Genomic DNA, 14,223 nt, shown 5'->3' with positions numbered 1-14,223 from the left:
CGCCGTGTTCAGGGCGTCGTGATGCCCAGGGAGCGCTTCAGGAAGTCGACCTGGAGGAGGAGCAGGTTCTCGGCGACCTGTTCCTGGGGGGTGATGTGGGTGACGCCGGACAGCGGCAGCACCTCGTGGGGGCGGCCGGCGGCCAGCAGGGCCGAGGACAGGCGCAGGGCGTGGGCGACCACCACGTTGTCGTCGGCGAGGCCGTGCACGATCATCAGGGGGCGGTGCGGCTCGGCGGGGGAGGACAGCCCCTCGGCGGTCACCAGGGAGCTCTTGGCGTAGGACTCCGGGTGTTCCGCCGGCGTGCCCAGGTAGCGCTCCGTGTAGTGGGTGTCGTACAGGGCCCAGTCCGTCACCGGCGCGCCCGCGATGCCCGCGTGGAAGACGTCCGGGCGGCGCAGCACCGCCAGGCCCGCCAGCCAGCCGCCGTAGGACCAGCCCCGGATCGCCACACGGGACAGGTCCAGGGGGTGGCGCTTCGCGAGGTCCTCCAGGGCGTCCACCTGGTCGTCCAGCGACAGCGTGAAGTCGTGGTGGACCGCCTTCTCCCAGGCGGGGGAGCGGCCCGGGGTGCCGCGGCCGTCCGCGACCACGACCGCGAAGCCCTGGTCCGCGAACCACTGTGATGTGAGGTGGGCGTTGTGGGAGGCGACCACCCGCTGACCGTGCGGCCCTCCGTACGGGTCCATGAGCACCGGCAGGGGGGTGTCACCGTCGTAGTCCCGAGGCATAAGCACGGCGCACGGGACGCGGCGTGCGCCCCCCTCGGTGAGCGTCACGCGGGGGGACATACCGGGATCTTCGGCGTACGAGGGGATAGTCCTAGTCGGTTTTCCGTCGCGCAGGACCTGCGCGCGCGAACCTGGCCGGTTCAGCGTCGCCGACACCAGGACCGTCACCTCCCCGGCCCGCACCGCCGCGTGCACGCCCGGCTCCTGCGACACCCGCTCCACGCCCAGCTCGTTCACCCGGTACACGTGCACCTGGCCCGTCTCCGCCGCACCGGCGGCCTCCGCACCCGCCGACGCCGACACGAGCACGTCGTGCTCGGAGACGTCCAGCACGGCCCGGACGTGCAACTGCGCGCCGGTGAGCGGCCGGTCCCCGACCGCCAGGACCCGCGCACCGCCCTCGTCGGCGATCCGCACCAGCTGCCCGGACGGGCTCCAGCAGGGCACTCCTGGGAAAAGATCAAGCCATGTTCGATCTTCGTCGGCGTGCACCATCCGCGTCGCGCCGGAATCCGGGTCCACCGCCAGGATCAGCTGACTGCGCTGGTCGCGCGCCTGTACGAGCAGCAGCGGCGCCCCCGCCGCTGACCAGTGGACATGTGCCAGGTACGGAAAGCGCGCCCGGTCCCAGGCGACCTCCGTGCGCAGCCCGTCCAGGCCGACCACGAACAGCCGCACCTCCGCGTTGCCGGTGCCCGCAGCCGGGTACGGCACCCGCTGCGGCTCCCGCTCCGGATGCGCCGGGTCGGCGATCCACCACCGCCCCACCGGCGTGTCGTCCACCCGCGCCATCAGCAGCCGGTCCGACTCCGGAGCCCACCAGAAGCCCCGCGAACGCCCCATCTCCTCGGCCGCGATGAACTCGGCCAGCCCGTACGAGACGTTCTCCGACTCCGGCTCGGCGAGCGCCCGGTCGCCCTCCCCCTCGGCGCCCACCACCCGCAGGGCACCCCGCGCGACATAGGCGACATGCCGCCCGTCGGGCGACGGACGCGGGTCGATCACGGGCCCCGGGGCGGGCAGCTCACGTGCCGTCCCGGCCCGCAGCTCGGCCGCGAAAAGCCGCCCTGACAAGGCGAAAGAGGCCAGTTCGACGGCCGAGTCGGTGGCGTACCCGACGATGCCGGCCCCGCCCTCGCGGCTGCGCTCGCGCCGGGCCCGTTCCTCGGGCGAAAGGTTCTCCGAGGCACCGCCCAGCAGGGCGCGGGGGTCGGCGGCCACGCGCTCCCCGCCGTCCTCCACGTCGAGGACCCAGAGGGAATTCGCCCGGTCCGTGCCGGAACCGGAGCGCAGGAACACGACACGCGAACCGTCGGGCGCCACGGTGAACGAACGCGGCGCGCCGAGCGTGAAGCGCTGGGTACGGGCGTGCCGTCGGGGGAAGGAGTGAGGCTCGGTCGTCATGCCCTGACCATATTGGCCATGCGCCCCCTTGTGCGGCCGTGCGCCGATCGATGCGCGCAGCCGGATAGTTATGATCAATGTCGCATAGTGGGTATGAACCTGCTGGCTGCTGTACTGATTTGATGCCCCCATAGTCCGACCCCCCGCGCCCTCGTGGATCTTTGGAGGTGAACCGCCGTGGCACTCTCGATTTCGGCGGTGGTGCTGCTGGCGATCATCGTCTTCTTGTTGATCAAGAAGTCGGGTCTGAAGGCGGGGCATGCGATCGTCTGCATGCTGCTCGGCTTCTACCTCGCCTCCTCGACCGTCGCTCCGACGATCAACGAGCTGACGACGAACATCGCGGGGATGATCGGCAGTATCAAGTTCTGAGCGCCGTGCGCTCCCGTGTCAGTCCCTGACCGCGTAGGGGACGACGTCGGCCCACGCGGCGGGAGCGAAGGCCAGTCGCGGACCCTCGGCGTTCTTCGAGTCACGGACGTGGACGGTGCCGGGTTCTTCGGCGACCTCGACGCAGGAATCGCCCTCACTGCCACTGCTGTAGCTGCTCTTGAACCACGCCAGGCCGGAGTCGTCCCCCGGCAATGTCTTGCGGGTCATGTCTCCCCCAGCAGCTTCTCGATGAAGGCGGCTGACTCACGTGGTGTGAGCGCCTGGGCCCGGATGATGCCATACCGGAGTTCCAGGATACGGAGTTGCCGCAGGTCGGAATCCGGGCGGCCGTTGGCCACTGCCGGTGAACGTCCGATCGCTGAACCGTCCTCGAGCTTCAGCACCTCGATACTGCCGTCCACTCCGGCACGCTCCTCGCGTTCCGTCGGCATCACCTGAAGCTCGACGTTCCGCAACTGCCCTGCCTCAAACAGGTGTTCGAGTTGCCTGCGCAGAGTCGTCCTGCCACCCAGCGGTCGCCGAAGTGTCCACTCCTCCAGGACGAAGCTGAGATCGGGTGCAGGGTCCCGCTCGAAGATCTCCTTGCGCGCAACCCGTGCTGCGACGAACCGCTCCACTTCCTCCATGGAGTAGGCGGGGCGCCGCATCGACAGGAGGGCGCGGGCGCACTCCGGAGTCGGCAACAGGCCGTGAATGTGCAGCGGATCGTAGAGCTGGAGCTCGACCGCCCGAGCCTCCATCTGCGCCAGATCCCGCACCTTCTTGGGATACCGGACCCTCTTCACGTCCTCCTTCATCGCCGCGATGAGCCCCCCCGGCGCCCAGCACCTCGTCCGCCATGTCCAGATACTCGGGCCGGGGGATCCGTTTGCCGCCCTCGATCTTGCGGATGGTCCTTGCCGTAGCCGACCGTCACGGCGAACTCGCCCGCCCGCATCCCCGCCGCCTCCCGGCGGAGCCTCAACTGCCGCCCCACCGTGGCCACCACGGCCAGGGCCCAGTCGTCGTCTGGGTCCACCTCCCAGCCCGGCTCGTCCGTCCGCTCCGTGTCGCTCCCGACCCGCACCGCCTCGCCGTCCACCGACATGCGTGCCCCTCCGTCATACCGTTCGCTCTGTGCAGTCGCGCGATCACTCTCCGCGGTAGGTCCGGTCGGTGTCGCCGAGGGGCGGTTCCCGCACAAGACCGTCCCGGGCCGAACCGGGCTGTACGGCACCGGAACCCGCGTCCTCGCGCTCCGGTGGCGTCGGCGCGCTGCTCGGCTCCCGACCTACGGGATCTTCGACCCCCGTACCGGCAGCGGTGCCGTCTTCGCCGAGATCCACGCCACCCCCGACGGTCCCCGCTACGCGGTGCGCAAGGACTTCGTCCACGGCGAGGACGTCACCATCGGAGAATGGACCATCCCCACGAGCGGTCTGCCCCGCTACCGGGACGACGACGGGCTCGGCGACGAGGGGTGACGGGGAGGGGCCCCGCGCCTCGTAGGCTGACCCCATGACGGAACTGCCCTCCCGGCGTCTGCTGCTGGTGCACGCGCACCCGGACGACGAGTCGATCAACAACGGCGCGACCATGGCCCGGTACGCGGCCGAGGGTGCCCACGTCACCCTGGTCACGTGCACCCTCGGTGAACGCGGCGAGGTCATCCCGCCCGAGCTCGCGCACCTGACGGGCGCCGCCCTGGGGCAGCACCGCCGCAGTGAGCTCGCCGCCGCCATGGCCGGGCTCGGCGTCCACGACGTCCGCCTGCTCGGCGGCGCCGGGCGCTACAGCGACTCCGGGATGATGGGCCTGCCCGACAACGACGACCCCGCCTGCTTCTGGCAGGCCGACGTCGACGAGGCCGCCGCGCACCTCGTCGAGGTGATCCGCGAGGTACGCCCCCAGGTCCTGGTGACCTACGACGACAACGGCGGCTACGGCCACCCCGACCACATCCAGGCCCACCGCGTCGCGATGCGCGCCGTGGAACTGTCCGCCGAAGCCGGTGTGCCCATCCCCAAGGTCTACTGGAACCGGGTCCCCCGGCCCGTTGTGGAGGAGTCCTTCGCGCAGCTCCGCAAGGACCTGCCCGGCACTCCCTTCACCAAGGCGGCCGAGGTCGACGACGTCCCGGGTGTCGTGCCCGAGGAGCGGATCACCACCGAGATCGACGGCACCGCCCACGCCGGGGCCAAGGCCGCCGCGATGCGTGCCCACGCCACCCAGATCACCGTGGCCGGGCCGTACTTCGTGCTCTCCAACGAACTCGCCCAGCCCATCCTCACGACCGAGTACTACGAGCTGGTGCGAGGCGAGCGGGGCCCCGGCCAGCGCGAGACGGACCTGTTCGCCGGTCTGGAGGAGGCGTCATGAGCGACCGTACGCCGATGCTGGCCCAGCCGATGCGGCCGCCCACCGCCGGACGCGCCGCCGCCTGCCTCGGGTTCTTCGTGCTCGGCGCCGTGGTCGGCGTGGCCGGGGCGCTGGTACAGCCCGGCTGGTTCCCGGGCGGGCTGCTGCTCGCCCTGGCCGCTGAGGCCGGAGCCGTCCTGGGCGCCACTCGCGTTCTGCGAGGCCGGGCCGGGGGCGTCGCGGTCGCCGCGGGCTGGATGCTCGCCGTCGTCCTGCTCACCGCCAGCCGCACCGAGGGCGACTTCCTCTTCGCCGCGGGGAGCGGCTCCTATCTCTACCTGCTCGGGGGCATCGCCGTAGCTGTGATCTGCGCCACCCTCTCCCCCGGGCGGCAACCGGACGGCGATCCCGTCCGACTTGCCAAGTGACGTACCACTTCGCCAGACGTGGCCGTGGGGGTCCGGTGTGGGTTTCCAAGGCGGTCAGGGGATACGGGCGAGAAGTGGCCAGTATGGTGGTGCGCGCCGCCGAGCTGCCCGCGTGAGGTCGTGTCGGGCGGCGGAGCCAACCGGGAGAACCTGCCTTGAGTCGTGAAACTGACACTCCGTCCTCCGGGCCCAACGGGCGCGGCGGAGCCGCCTACCCGTCGGGTACGCCGCCGTACGGGACCCCGACGGTCTCCGACGCCGGTGCGGACGCGGGCCGTTCCGCCACGCGGCCGGAGGAACGCAAGACCGAGACCACGCTGACGACCCGGATCCGGATCAACATCCCCGGGTCGCGGCCGATTCCGCCCGTGGTGGTGCGCAAGCCCGTCGCGGAGGCGGAGGGCCAGGCCGACACCGACACGCGCGCCGACGAGCCGACGGCGCCGGGCGCCGCCCCGTCCGCGGGCACGGTCGAGGCTCCCGCCGATCCGGCACAGCAGGGCGAGGACAAGCCGGCCAGCGACTGGTTCGCGCCACGCAAGTCCGGCGGGGGCAAGGGCGGTCCGGGCGGCGGCTCCACCAACGGGGCCGGGCTGCCGGGCGGTTCGGGTCCGGCGGCGGGCGGTCCCGCTGCAGGGACGCCGAGTTCCGGTGCCACCGGCGGGGCCCGGCCGGGTGCCGGGCGGCCCGGAGGCGTGGTCGGCTCCATGGGCGCGCCGGGCGGCTCCCGGTCCGGCGGCACGAACGGTGCCGGGCTCCCGGGCGGCGCGACCGGCGGCCCCGTCGCGCCCGGGCACGGCGGCGGCACCGGCTCCTTCGACGTGACCGAGGCCCTGGCGGCGGGCCCGCTGGGCAACGGCTCGCGTCCCGCCCCGGGCGGCGGCGAACCGCGCCGCGACGACCTGCCGTACTTCGCCGAGAACGGACAGGGCGGCTACGACGGCCGGACCGGCGGCCCGAGCGCTGCGAACGGCTTCGGCGAGACGGGCGCGCCCGGTGCGCAGGGCCCGGCCGGCCCGACCGGCGGACCGGTCACCGGCGACGGCCCGATGGTGCCCCCGGCCGGCTTCGACGCACCCGGCGCCCAGGGCGGCCCCGGCGGCTTCGGCAACGAGCCGGGTGGACCCGGTGGCCAGACAGGCCCGGGCGCCTTCAACGCACCCGGCGGCCCTGGCGCCCCGGGCGGTCCTGGTGGCCCCGGCACCCCGGGCGGCGGCCCCGGCGGTTACGGCGCCCCGGGCAGGCCCGGCGCCCCCGAGGCCTTCAACGACCCCGGCCGCTCCGGCGCCCCTGGCGGCCCCGGCGGCTTCAACGACCCCGGTCGCGCCGGCACCCCCGGTACCCCTGGCGGACCCGGCGCCCCTGGCGGCTTCGGTGACCCTGGCCGCTCCGGCGGACCCGGCACCTCCGGCGGTCCCGGCGGCTACGGCGACCCGGGTCGTCCCGGCGCTCCCGAGGCCTTCGACAACCCCGGCCGGCCGGGAGGCCCCGGCGCACCCGCCGGGCCCGGAGCCATAGGCGGCGGTCCCGGCGGCCCGGGCGTCCCCGGCGCCCCTGGCACCCAGGGCGGCACCCCCGCTCCCGGCGCCGCAGGCCCCGGCGGTGGCCCCGGCGGTGGCCTGAGCGACGACACCGCCATCCTCACCCCGCAGAAGCCGGCCCCCGAACCCCCGGACGGCCCGGGCTACGGCCCCCGGCACGACAACGTCTCCGGGCACACGGTCACCAGCGGCATCCCCGTCGTGCCGTCCGGCGCGGCCTCGCCGTTCGGCCCGGGCGCGCCCGGTGACGGCCCGGCGCCCCACACGGCCCCGAAGCTGCCCGAGCCGGTCTCCCCGCCCCCGGCGAGCTCCTCCACGGCGCCGAAGAGGAAGGGCCGCAGCAAGCTCGTGCTGCTCGCGGTCGGCCTGGTCGTGGCCGCCGGTGGCGTCTACGGCGCCGGTTTGCTGATGAACCGCACCGACGTGCCCAAGGGCACCACCGTGCTCGGCGTCGACATCGGCGGCACCACCCGCGACGGCGCGGTCAAGAAGCTCGACGAGGCCTTCGACGATCGCGTCGGCAAGGAGCTGAAGCTGTCGGTGGGCGGCAAGACCGTCGCCCTCGACCCGGACAACGCGGGCCTGCAGTTCGACATGGACGCCACGGCCGACGCGGCGGCCAAGAGCGACTACAACCCGGTCTCCGTGATCGCCTCGCTCTTCGGCAACCACCGTGCCGTCACGCCGGTCATGCCCGTCGACGAGGAGAAGCTGCACGCCTCCCTGGAGGAGGCGGCGGGCGGCTCCGGCGCGTCGACCGACGGCACGATCGAGTTCAAGGGCGGCAAGGCCGTCCCTGTGTACGGCAAGGTGGGCAAGGGCATCGACCTCGCCAAGTCGACGACGGTGGTGGAGGAGGCGTACCGCACCCAGGTGGAGACCGGCAGGCCCGGCACGGTGAACCTCCCGACCACCACCCGGCAGCCGACCGTCTCGAACGCCGAGGTCGACCGGGTGCTCAAGGACTTCGCGCAGCCCGCGATGTCCGACCTCGTCACCATCCGCACCGACGCGGCGCACAGCATCGACTTCGGTAAGGTCTCGCTGCCGAAGATCCTGAGCTTCAAGGCCGTCGACGGCAAACTGGTGGACACGTACAACCTCAAGGCCCTCCAGGAGGCGTACGGCACCACCTTCGAGGGCGTGCAGATCGACGGCGCGAGCGGCAAGCGGGACGTCACCCCGCAGGACGTCGTCGCCGCGCTGCGCGACGCCCTGCGCGGCAAGACGCCCGCGGAGCGCGTCGGAGTCATCGACACCAAGCCGAACTGACCTGCGGCCACCCGCCGTACGAGAGCCCCCGCCCGATGAGGGCGGGGGCTCTCGCAGTCACTCCATCGGCATGACACCTGTCATGCGGCACTCCGGACACCCGGCACTGCCCCCGCCGGCACCCCCGAAGCCACGATGTCCGTATGACAACGACAGCTTCGGTGGTCGCGTTCGACCAGGTGAGCAAGGCGTACGGCACCGTCCGGGCCGTGGACGGGCTGACGCTCGCGCTGCGCCCGGGGGAGACCGTGGCGCTGCTCGGTCCCAACGGTGCCGGCAAGTCCACCACCCTCGATCTGCTGCTCGGCCTCAAGCGGCCCGACAGCGGCACGGTCCGGCTCTTCGGCACCAGCCCCCGGGACGCCATCGTCGCCGGGCGCGTGGGCGCCATGCTGCAGAGCGGCGGCCTCATGGACGAGGTCACGGTCGCCGAACTGGTGCGGCTCGCCTGCGACCTGCACCCGAAGCCGTACCGCCCTTCCGAGGTCCTGGTGCGCGCGGGCGTCGCGCAGATCGCCGACCGCAAGGTCGACAAGCTCTCCGGCGGCCAAGCCCAGCGTGTCCGCTTCGCCCTCGCCACCGCAGGCGACAGCGACCTCATCGTGCTGGACGAGCCCACCACCGGCATGGACGTCACCACCCGCCAGGCCTTCTGGGCCACCATGCGCGAACAGGCCGGCCAGGGCCGGACCGTGCTCTTCGCCACCCACTACCTCGAAGAGGCCGACGCCGTCGCCGACCGGGTCCTCGTGCTGCACCGCGGCAGGCTCCTCGCCGACGGCACGGCCGCCGAGATCAAGGCCAAGGCGGGCGCCCGCCGGGTCTCCTTCGACATCGCGGACGCCATCGACGAACCCGCCCTGCGCGCCCTGCCGTTCCTGACCGGCATCGACATCTCCGGCCGGACCGTGCGCATCCAGTCCTCCGACGCCGACGCGACCGTCCACGCCCTGTACGGCCTCGGCGTCTACCCCCGCAACCTCGAAGTCGCCGGGCTCGGCCTGGAGCAGGCCTTCGTCGCCATCACCAGCGCCGAGGAGGCGAAGTCCCGGTGAACACGCTGATCAGACTCGAACTCACCCGGGCCCTGCGCAACCGCAAGTTCCTCTTCTTCTCCGTGATCTACCCGTCGGTGCTGTTCCTGCTCATCGCGGGCAACGCCGACAGCGGCACGAAGGTCCCCGGCACCGGCCTGACCGTCCCGACCTACATGATGGTCTCCATGGCGTCCTTCGGCGCCCTCACGGCCGTCCTCATGGGCAACAGCGAGCGCATCGCCAAGGAACGCGAGGGCGGCTGGGTGCGCCAGCTGCGCCTCACCACGCTGCCGGGCCGCGGCTACGTCCTCGCCAAGACCGCGAGCGCCGCCGTCGTCAGCCTGCCGTCCATCGTCATCGTCTTCGCCGTCGCCGCGGCCGTGAAGGACGTACGTCTGGATGCCTGGCAGTGGCTCGCCCTCACCGGCGCGATCTGGGCCGGCAGTTTCGTCTTCGCGGCGCTCGGCGTCGCCATCGGCTACCTGGCCAGTGGGGACGCGGTCCGCCCGATCACGATGATCACCTACTTCGGCCTGTCCATGCTGGGCGGCCTGTGGATGCCCACGACGAGCTTCCCCGGCTGGCTCCAGGACATCGCGAAGTGGCTGCCCACGCACGCGTACGCTGCCCTCGGGCGGGCCATCGAGCAGAGCCGCGCCCCGCACGTCCAGGACCTCGCCGTCCTCGTGGTGTCGTTCGTCCTGTTCGCGGGCGGCGCGGCCTGGCTGTACCGGAAGGACACCCTGAAGGCGTGAGCGGCGTCGGATTCGGCATGGGGCAGCGCCCGGTGAACCGCCGGCAGCGGGCGGTGAAGTCGCTGTGGACCGGCATCTGGCTGGTCTACCTGAGCGCACCCGTCACCGACCTGCTGCACGGCGGCCACAGCACGGGCGTGACGATCCTCGGCTGGACCGGCCTGGCCGCGTTCGTCACCTGGTACATGCTGCTGGTCTTCCGCACCGGCCGGGGTGAGCGCAACACCCTGGTGCTCGGCTCGCTCGGCGTCCTCGCGGCCCAGTCCACGCTCCTCGCCCTGACCCTGGGCCGCGAGTGGCTGGTGCTGTTCGTGTACGTCTCCATCGCCTCCGGGGCGGCCCTGCCCCTGCGCATGGCCCGCTGGACGATCCCGGCCGCGTGCGCGCTGCTGACCGCCGTGGCGCTCGCGACGCACGACGGGATGGCCTACCTGGCCGGCCTCCTCATCCCGGCCCTGCTCGGCGGCTTCGCGATGACCGGCGTACGCGAACTCGTGCGGACCACCATCGCACTGCGCGAGGCCCGCGCCACCGTCGCGCAGCTCGCCGCCAACGAGGAGCGCCTGCGCCTGGCCCGGGACCTGCACGACCTGCTCGGCCACTCCCTGTCCCTGATCACCCTCAAGAGCGAGCTGGCCGGGCGAATGCTGCCCGGCCGGCCCGACCAGGCGGCCCAGCAGGTCGCCGACATCGAGCAGGTCAGCCGCCAGGCCCTCGTCGACGTACGCGAGGCCGTCACCGGCTACCGCCGCCCCCGCCTGAACGCCGAACTCGCCGGTGCCCGGGCCGCCCTGACCGCGGCCGGCGTCATCGCCGAGCTGCCCGCCGAGCCCGCCCTCGCCGGCGTGCCGGAGGAGAGCGAGTCCGCCCTCGCCTGGGCGCTGCGCGAGGCGGTCACCAACGTCGTACGCCACAGCGGTGCCCGCCGCTGCACGGTCGGGCTGCTGCACCGCCAGACCCTCGACGGCCCGGTACTGGAACTCACCGTCGAGGACAACGGCTCGGGCGGCCCGGGCACCGGCCACGGAAACGGCCTCGCGGGCCTCATCGAACGCCTCACCAAGGCCGGCGGCACCCTGGAGGCCGGCCCGCTCAAGCACGGCTTCCGCCTGGTCGCCCGGGTGCCGACGGCCGGAACGGCGGACGTAGGATCCCCGGCATGAGCCGCACGATCAAGGTCCTGCTCGCCGAGGACCAGTCGATGGTCCGCGAGGCCCTGGCCGCCCTGCTCGGCCTGGAGGAGGACATCGAGGTCGTCGCCCAGGTGGCCCGCGGCGACGAGGTCCTGCGAGCGGCCCGCGAACACGCGGTGGACGTGGCCCTCCTGGACATCGAGATGCCCGGCCTGACGGGGATCGAGGCCGCGGCCCGGCTGCACGCCGAACTCCCCGCCGTGAAGCTGGTCATCCTCACCACCTTCGGCCGGCCCGGCTACCTGCGCAGCGCCATGGAGTCCGGCGCCGACGCCTTCCTGGTCAAGGACGCCCCCGCCGCCCAGCTCGCCGAGGCGATCCGCAGGGTCCTCACCGGCGAACGCGTCATCGACCCCACCCTGGCGGCAGCGGCCCTCGCGGACGGCGCCAACCCGCTGACGGACCGGGAGCGCGAGGTCCTCCGGGCCGCCGCCGACGGCTCCACCAACGCCGAACTGGCAGCATCCCTGCACCTCTCCCAGGGCACGGTCCGCAACTACCTCAGCACGGCCATCCAGAAGCTGGCGGTGAGAAACCGCGCGGAGGCGATCCGCGCAGCACGTGAAAAGGGCTGGTTGTAGAGCTCTCAGGGGCGCGGGGCTGTGTCGATATGCGGCTCCGCCGCGTGAGCGCGATCAACCACGACCAGCCCGCACACGCACACCACGCGCAGCCCTACGGCGAGAGGTCAGTTCAACATCGCCCTGGCCGCCAAGGCCTCCCCCCGCACCCGCTCCGCGGCCCCCTCGTCCACCGCCGAGACGACCTCCGCATAGGCCTCCAACTCCACGGCCCCCGCCACGAACTCCCCCCGCTGCACGAGCAACTGCGCCCGCTCGTACCGCAACCGCGCCGGATGCGACGGCAGCAGCAACGACAACTCCACCGCCCACAACGCCACGTCCGACCGCTCGGGCCGGGCCGCGGCCCACGCCCGCACGTTGTTCAGGATCCGCAGCACCACATCCAGCGGATCCGCCGGCCGCAGCATCGACGGATCGACCCCCGTCCCCGTGGCCCCGACCACCAGCAACTCGGCGTCCGCTCCCGACAGCACCCGCCCGCCGTCGAACGGATCCGCCAGCACCTGCCCCTCGTCCGGCCCGAACCCGACCACGAAATGCCCCGGCAGGGCCACCCCGTACACCGGCGCCCCGGCCCGCCGGGCCACCTCCATCCACACCACGGACAGCAGGATCGGCAGCCCCCTGCGCCGCACCAGCACCTCGTGCAGCAGTGAGGACTCCAGCCGCTGGTAGTCGCCCGGCGTGCCGTGGAACCCCATCCGCTCACCGAGCAGCTCGCGCAGGGCCACCGCCCACGCCCGCGGACCCCCGGGCCGGAACGGCAGCAGCCCGGCCAGCCGGTCCAGTTCCACCTGCGCGGCGTCCAGGCCCGCCTCGTCCAGCTCCCCGTCCGCCTCCGCGCCCACCAGCAGGCACAGCGTCGACAGATCGGGCCGCTCGGACCGGGCCTCTTCGGCGAACCGCCGCCGCAGCTCGGCGGACCGTTCGGGGGACGGGGGGTACGGGGGACGCATATCTGGCTCGTGCCCTCTCACGACGATCGGTTACCGGCCGGTGCCGTGGGCGTCCGGCGCCCGGTAGTGGTGGTAGGCGTGGTGCGGGGCGAAGCCCATCCCGGCGTACAGCGCCCGCGCTCCCGCGTTGTCGGCCTCGACCTGGAGCCATGCGGCCGAGGCACCCTCGTCGAGCGCCTGCCGGGCCAGCGCGGCCATCACGGCCGTACCGAGCCCCTGCCGTCGCAGCGCCGGATCGACCTCGACGGCGGCGAACCCGGCCCACCGCCCGTCGACGACACACCGCCCGATGGCGGCCGGAGGCGCCCCCTCAACCGCCCCCGGGACGGTCGCGAACCACACCGACGGCCCGCCCGAGAGCACCCGCAGCGCCACCTCGCTCACGCCCTTGCGCTGGTACCGGGCCAGCCACCCCTCACCGGCCTCGCGGGACAGCGCGACTCCCGCCGGGTCACCCCGGTCGGCGATCGGCGCCAGCGGCCCGGTCCACAGCTCGGCGGTCACCTCCCGCACCCAGCCCCGCCGCTCCAGCTCCGCGCAGAGCAGCTCCTGCGTGCCCTCGGCGCCGGTCGCGGTCTGGACGTAGGCGGGCAGCCCGCGCTCGCCGTACCAGCGCCGCACGGCGTCCAGGGCCTCGTCCAGGGGCAGGTCCGGCGCGCCCAGCGGCAGCACCGAGTTGGCCCGCCGGGTGAACCCGGACGCGGCCCGCAGCTCCCACGCGCCGAGCCGCTCGCTCTCCACGGGCCGCCAGGCCCGCGCGGCGACCCGGGCCAGCTCCTCGTAGGAGGCGGCCGGACCGCGGCGACGCGCCGGTGCGGCGGGCACGGCCTTGCCCGCGACCAGCGCGGATTCCGCGATGCGGACGCTCTCACCGCTCTTGCGTGTGATCAGCAGCACACCGTTGTCCCATGATGTGAGAACACCGACCGTATCGGTGAACTTCTCACCCGGGGCGCCATGTTCGATCAAGCTCCGGACGGAGACCCGTTTGCCCACGTCAGCAGCGGTGATGCGGACCTCAAGGCGCCCGGCGGCAGAGATTTCCACAGGTCAGTTCACCCCTCCTGTTCGGATCATGCCCAGGAACGGAGATACTAGGGGCGGGCATCGACGACGCCGCGCTCCCGCGCGCCAGGCGGCGGAGCCTGAGGAGGCCCGCCAGCGCCCTATCGAGGAGGAACGACAGCGTGACCTACGTCATCGCGCAGCCTTGTGTCGACGTCAAGGACAAGGCGTGCATCGAGGAGTGCCCGGTCGACTGCATCTACGAGGGCCAGCGGTCCTTGTACATCCACCCGGACGAATGCGTCGACTGTGGTGCCTGTGAGCCGGTCTGCCCGGTCGAGGCGATCTTCTACGAGGACGACACTCCCGAGGAGTGGAAGGACTACTACAAGGCGAACGTCGAGTTCTTCGACGAGCTCGGTTCGCCCGGCGGAGCCAGCAAGCTGGGGCTGATCGAGCGCGACCACCCCTTCGTCGCCGCGCTGCCGCCGCAGAACCAGTAAGAGCGGCCCGCACTCCGTGCCGCCTCGGTCCCGTACGGCCCGATCACCCCGCTGATCGCCGTACGGGGCCGAGGCGTTTGCCGT

At 73.0% G+C, this 14,223-nt stretch carries 13 protein-coding genes and 2 pseudogenes; 10 read left to right on the top strand and 5 right to left on the bottom strand.

The features are described 5' to 3' along the window. Positions 1–8 precede the first annotated feature (8 nt). On the bottom strand, positions 9–2,135 hold the full coding sequence (locus tag OO68_RS24855; RefSeq protein WP_033311112.1) for a S9 family peptidase: 2,127 nt from the start codon (positions 2,133–2,135) through the stop codon (positions 9–11). A gap of 177 nt (positions 2,136–2,312) precedes the next feature. Here OO68_RS24855 and OO68_RS24850 point away from each other — a divergent pair, with 177 nt between their 5' ends. Next, the gene (locus OO68_RS24850) at positions 2,313–2,507 is read left to right on the top strand and encodes a hypothetical protein (protein WP_030842840.1); all 195 of its coding nucleotides are present in this window, start codon (positions 2,313–2,315) and stop codon (positions 2,505–2,507) included. A gap of 18 nt (positions 2,508–2,525) precedes the next feature. Here the strand turns inward: OO68_RS24850 and OO68_RS24845 are convergent, their stop codons facing one another. Both OO68_RS24845 and OO68_RS42415 read right to left on the bottom strand, forming a co-directional pair. After that, positions 2,526–2,735, bottom strand: coding sequence for a DUF397 domain-containing protein (locus OO68_RS24845; protein ID WP_033311110.1), 210 nt, complete (start codon positions 2,733–2,735; stop codon positions 2,526–2,528). Next, positions 2,732–3,615 (bottom strand): annotated as a pseudogene (locus OO68_RS42415) (helix-turn-helix domain-containing protein). The gene OO68_RS24845 and the pseudogene OO68_RS42415 overlap by 4 nt, the downstream one beginning before the upstream one ends. A 175-nt stretch (positions 3,616–3,790) precedes the next feature. On the opposite strand from OO68_RS42415, the pseudogene OO68_RS24835 reads away from it, so the two are divergent. From OO68_RS24835 to OO68_RS24800, 8 genes and pseudogenes are all read left to right on the top strand, one after another. Further along, positions 3,791–3,991: pseudogene (locus tag OO68_RS24835) on the top strand (Uma2 family endonuclease); the annotation flags it as partial. 34 nt (positions 3,992–4,025) lie between these two features. Continuing rightward, complete coding sequence (gene mshB / locus OO68_RS24830; RefSeq protein WP_033311109.1) at positions 4,026–4,886, top strand: N-acetyl-1-D-myo-inositol-2-amino-2-deoxy-alpha-D-glucopyranoside deacetylase; 861 nt, start codon at positions 4,026–4,028, stop codon at positions 4,884–4,886. Continuing rightward, positions 4,883–5,293, top strand: a complete 411-nt coding sequence (locus OO68_RS24825) for a DUF6113 family protein (RefSeq protein ID WP_033311108.1) — start codon at positions 4,883–4,885, stop codon at positions 5,291–5,293. Before mshB ends, OO68_RS24825 begins: the two co-directional genes overlap by 4 nt. A gap of 155 nt (positions 5,294–5,448) precedes the next feature. Beyond that, on the top strand, positions 5,449–8,106 hold the full coding sequence (locus tag OO68_RS24820; RefSeq protein ID WP_033311107.1) for a hypothetical protein: 2,658 nt from the start codon (positions 5,449–5,451) through the stop codon (positions 8,104–8,106). A gap of 143 nt (positions 8,107–8,249) precedes the next feature. After that, positions 8,250–9,161 (top strand): ABC transporter ATP-binding protein, encoded by a 912-nt coding sequence (locus OO68_RS24815; protein WP_033311105.1) that lies wholly within the window; start codon positions 8,250–8,252, stop codon positions 9,159–9,161. Then, complete coding sequence (locus OO68_RS24810; RefSeq protein ID WP_033311103.1) at positions 9,158–9,898, top strand: ABC transporter permease; 741 nt, start codon at positions 9,158–9,160, stop codon at positions 9,896–9,898. The genes OO68_RS24815 and OO68_RS24810 overlap by 4 nt, the downstream gene beginning before the upstream one ends. Then, positions 9,895–11,061: a sensor histidine kinase gene (locus OO68_RS24805; RefSeq protein WP_033311101.1), complete on the top strand. Its 1,167-nt coding sequence runs from the start codon at positions 9,895–9,897 to the stop codon at positions 11,059–11,061. The genes OO68_RS24810 and OO68_RS24805 overlap by 4 nt, the downstream gene beginning before the upstream one ends. Continuing rightward, on the top strand, positions 11,058–11,672 hold the full coding sequence (locus OO68_RS24800) for a response regulator transcription factor (RefSeq protein WP_033311099.1): 615 nt from the start codon (positions 11,058–11,060) through the stop codon (positions 11,670–11,672). The genes OO68_RS24805 and OO68_RS24800 overlap by 4 nt, the downstream gene beginning before the upstream one ends. Before the next feature lie 107 nt (positions 11,673–11,779). Here OO68_RS24800 and OO68_RS24795 read toward each other — a convergent pair whose 3' ends face one another. Together OO68_RS24795 and OO68_RS24790 are read right to left on the bottom strand one after the other, a co-directional pair. Further along, positions 11,780–12,631, bottom strand: coding sequence for a transglutaminase family protein (locus tag OO68_RS24795; RefSeq protein WP_033311097.1), 852 nt, complete (start codon positions 12,629–12,631; stop codon positions 11,780–11,782). Positions 12,632–12,661: 30 nt separating this feature from the next. Continuing rightward, positions 12,662–13,678: a GNAT family N-acetyltransferase gene (locus OO68_RS24790; RefSeq protein ID WP_033311095.1), complete on the bottom strand. Its 1,017-nt coding sequence runs from the start codon at positions 13,676–13,678 to the stop codon at positions 12,662–12,664. A 140-nt stretch (positions 13,679–13,818) separates the two neighbouring features. Between OO68_RS24790 and fdxA the strand changes: the two genes are divergently transcribed. Beyond that, positions 13,819–14,139: a ferredoxin gene (gene fdxA / locus OO68_RS24785; RefSeq protein ID WP_003973842.1), complete on the top strand. Its 321-nt coding sequence runs from the start codon at positions 13,819–13,821 to the stop codon at positions 14,137–14,139. Positions 14,140–14,223 lie beyond the last annotated feature (84 nt).

The sequence above is a fragment of the Streptomyces iakyrus genome (assembly GCF_000717055.1).
Classification (GTDB): domain Bacteria; phylum Actinomycetota; class Actinomycetes; order Streptomycetales; family Streptomycetaceae; genus Streptomyces; species Streptomyces iakyrus.
The sequence above is the reverse complement of the archived record's forward strand: the minus strand, read 5'-3'. Positions and strand labels throughout refer to the sequence as shown.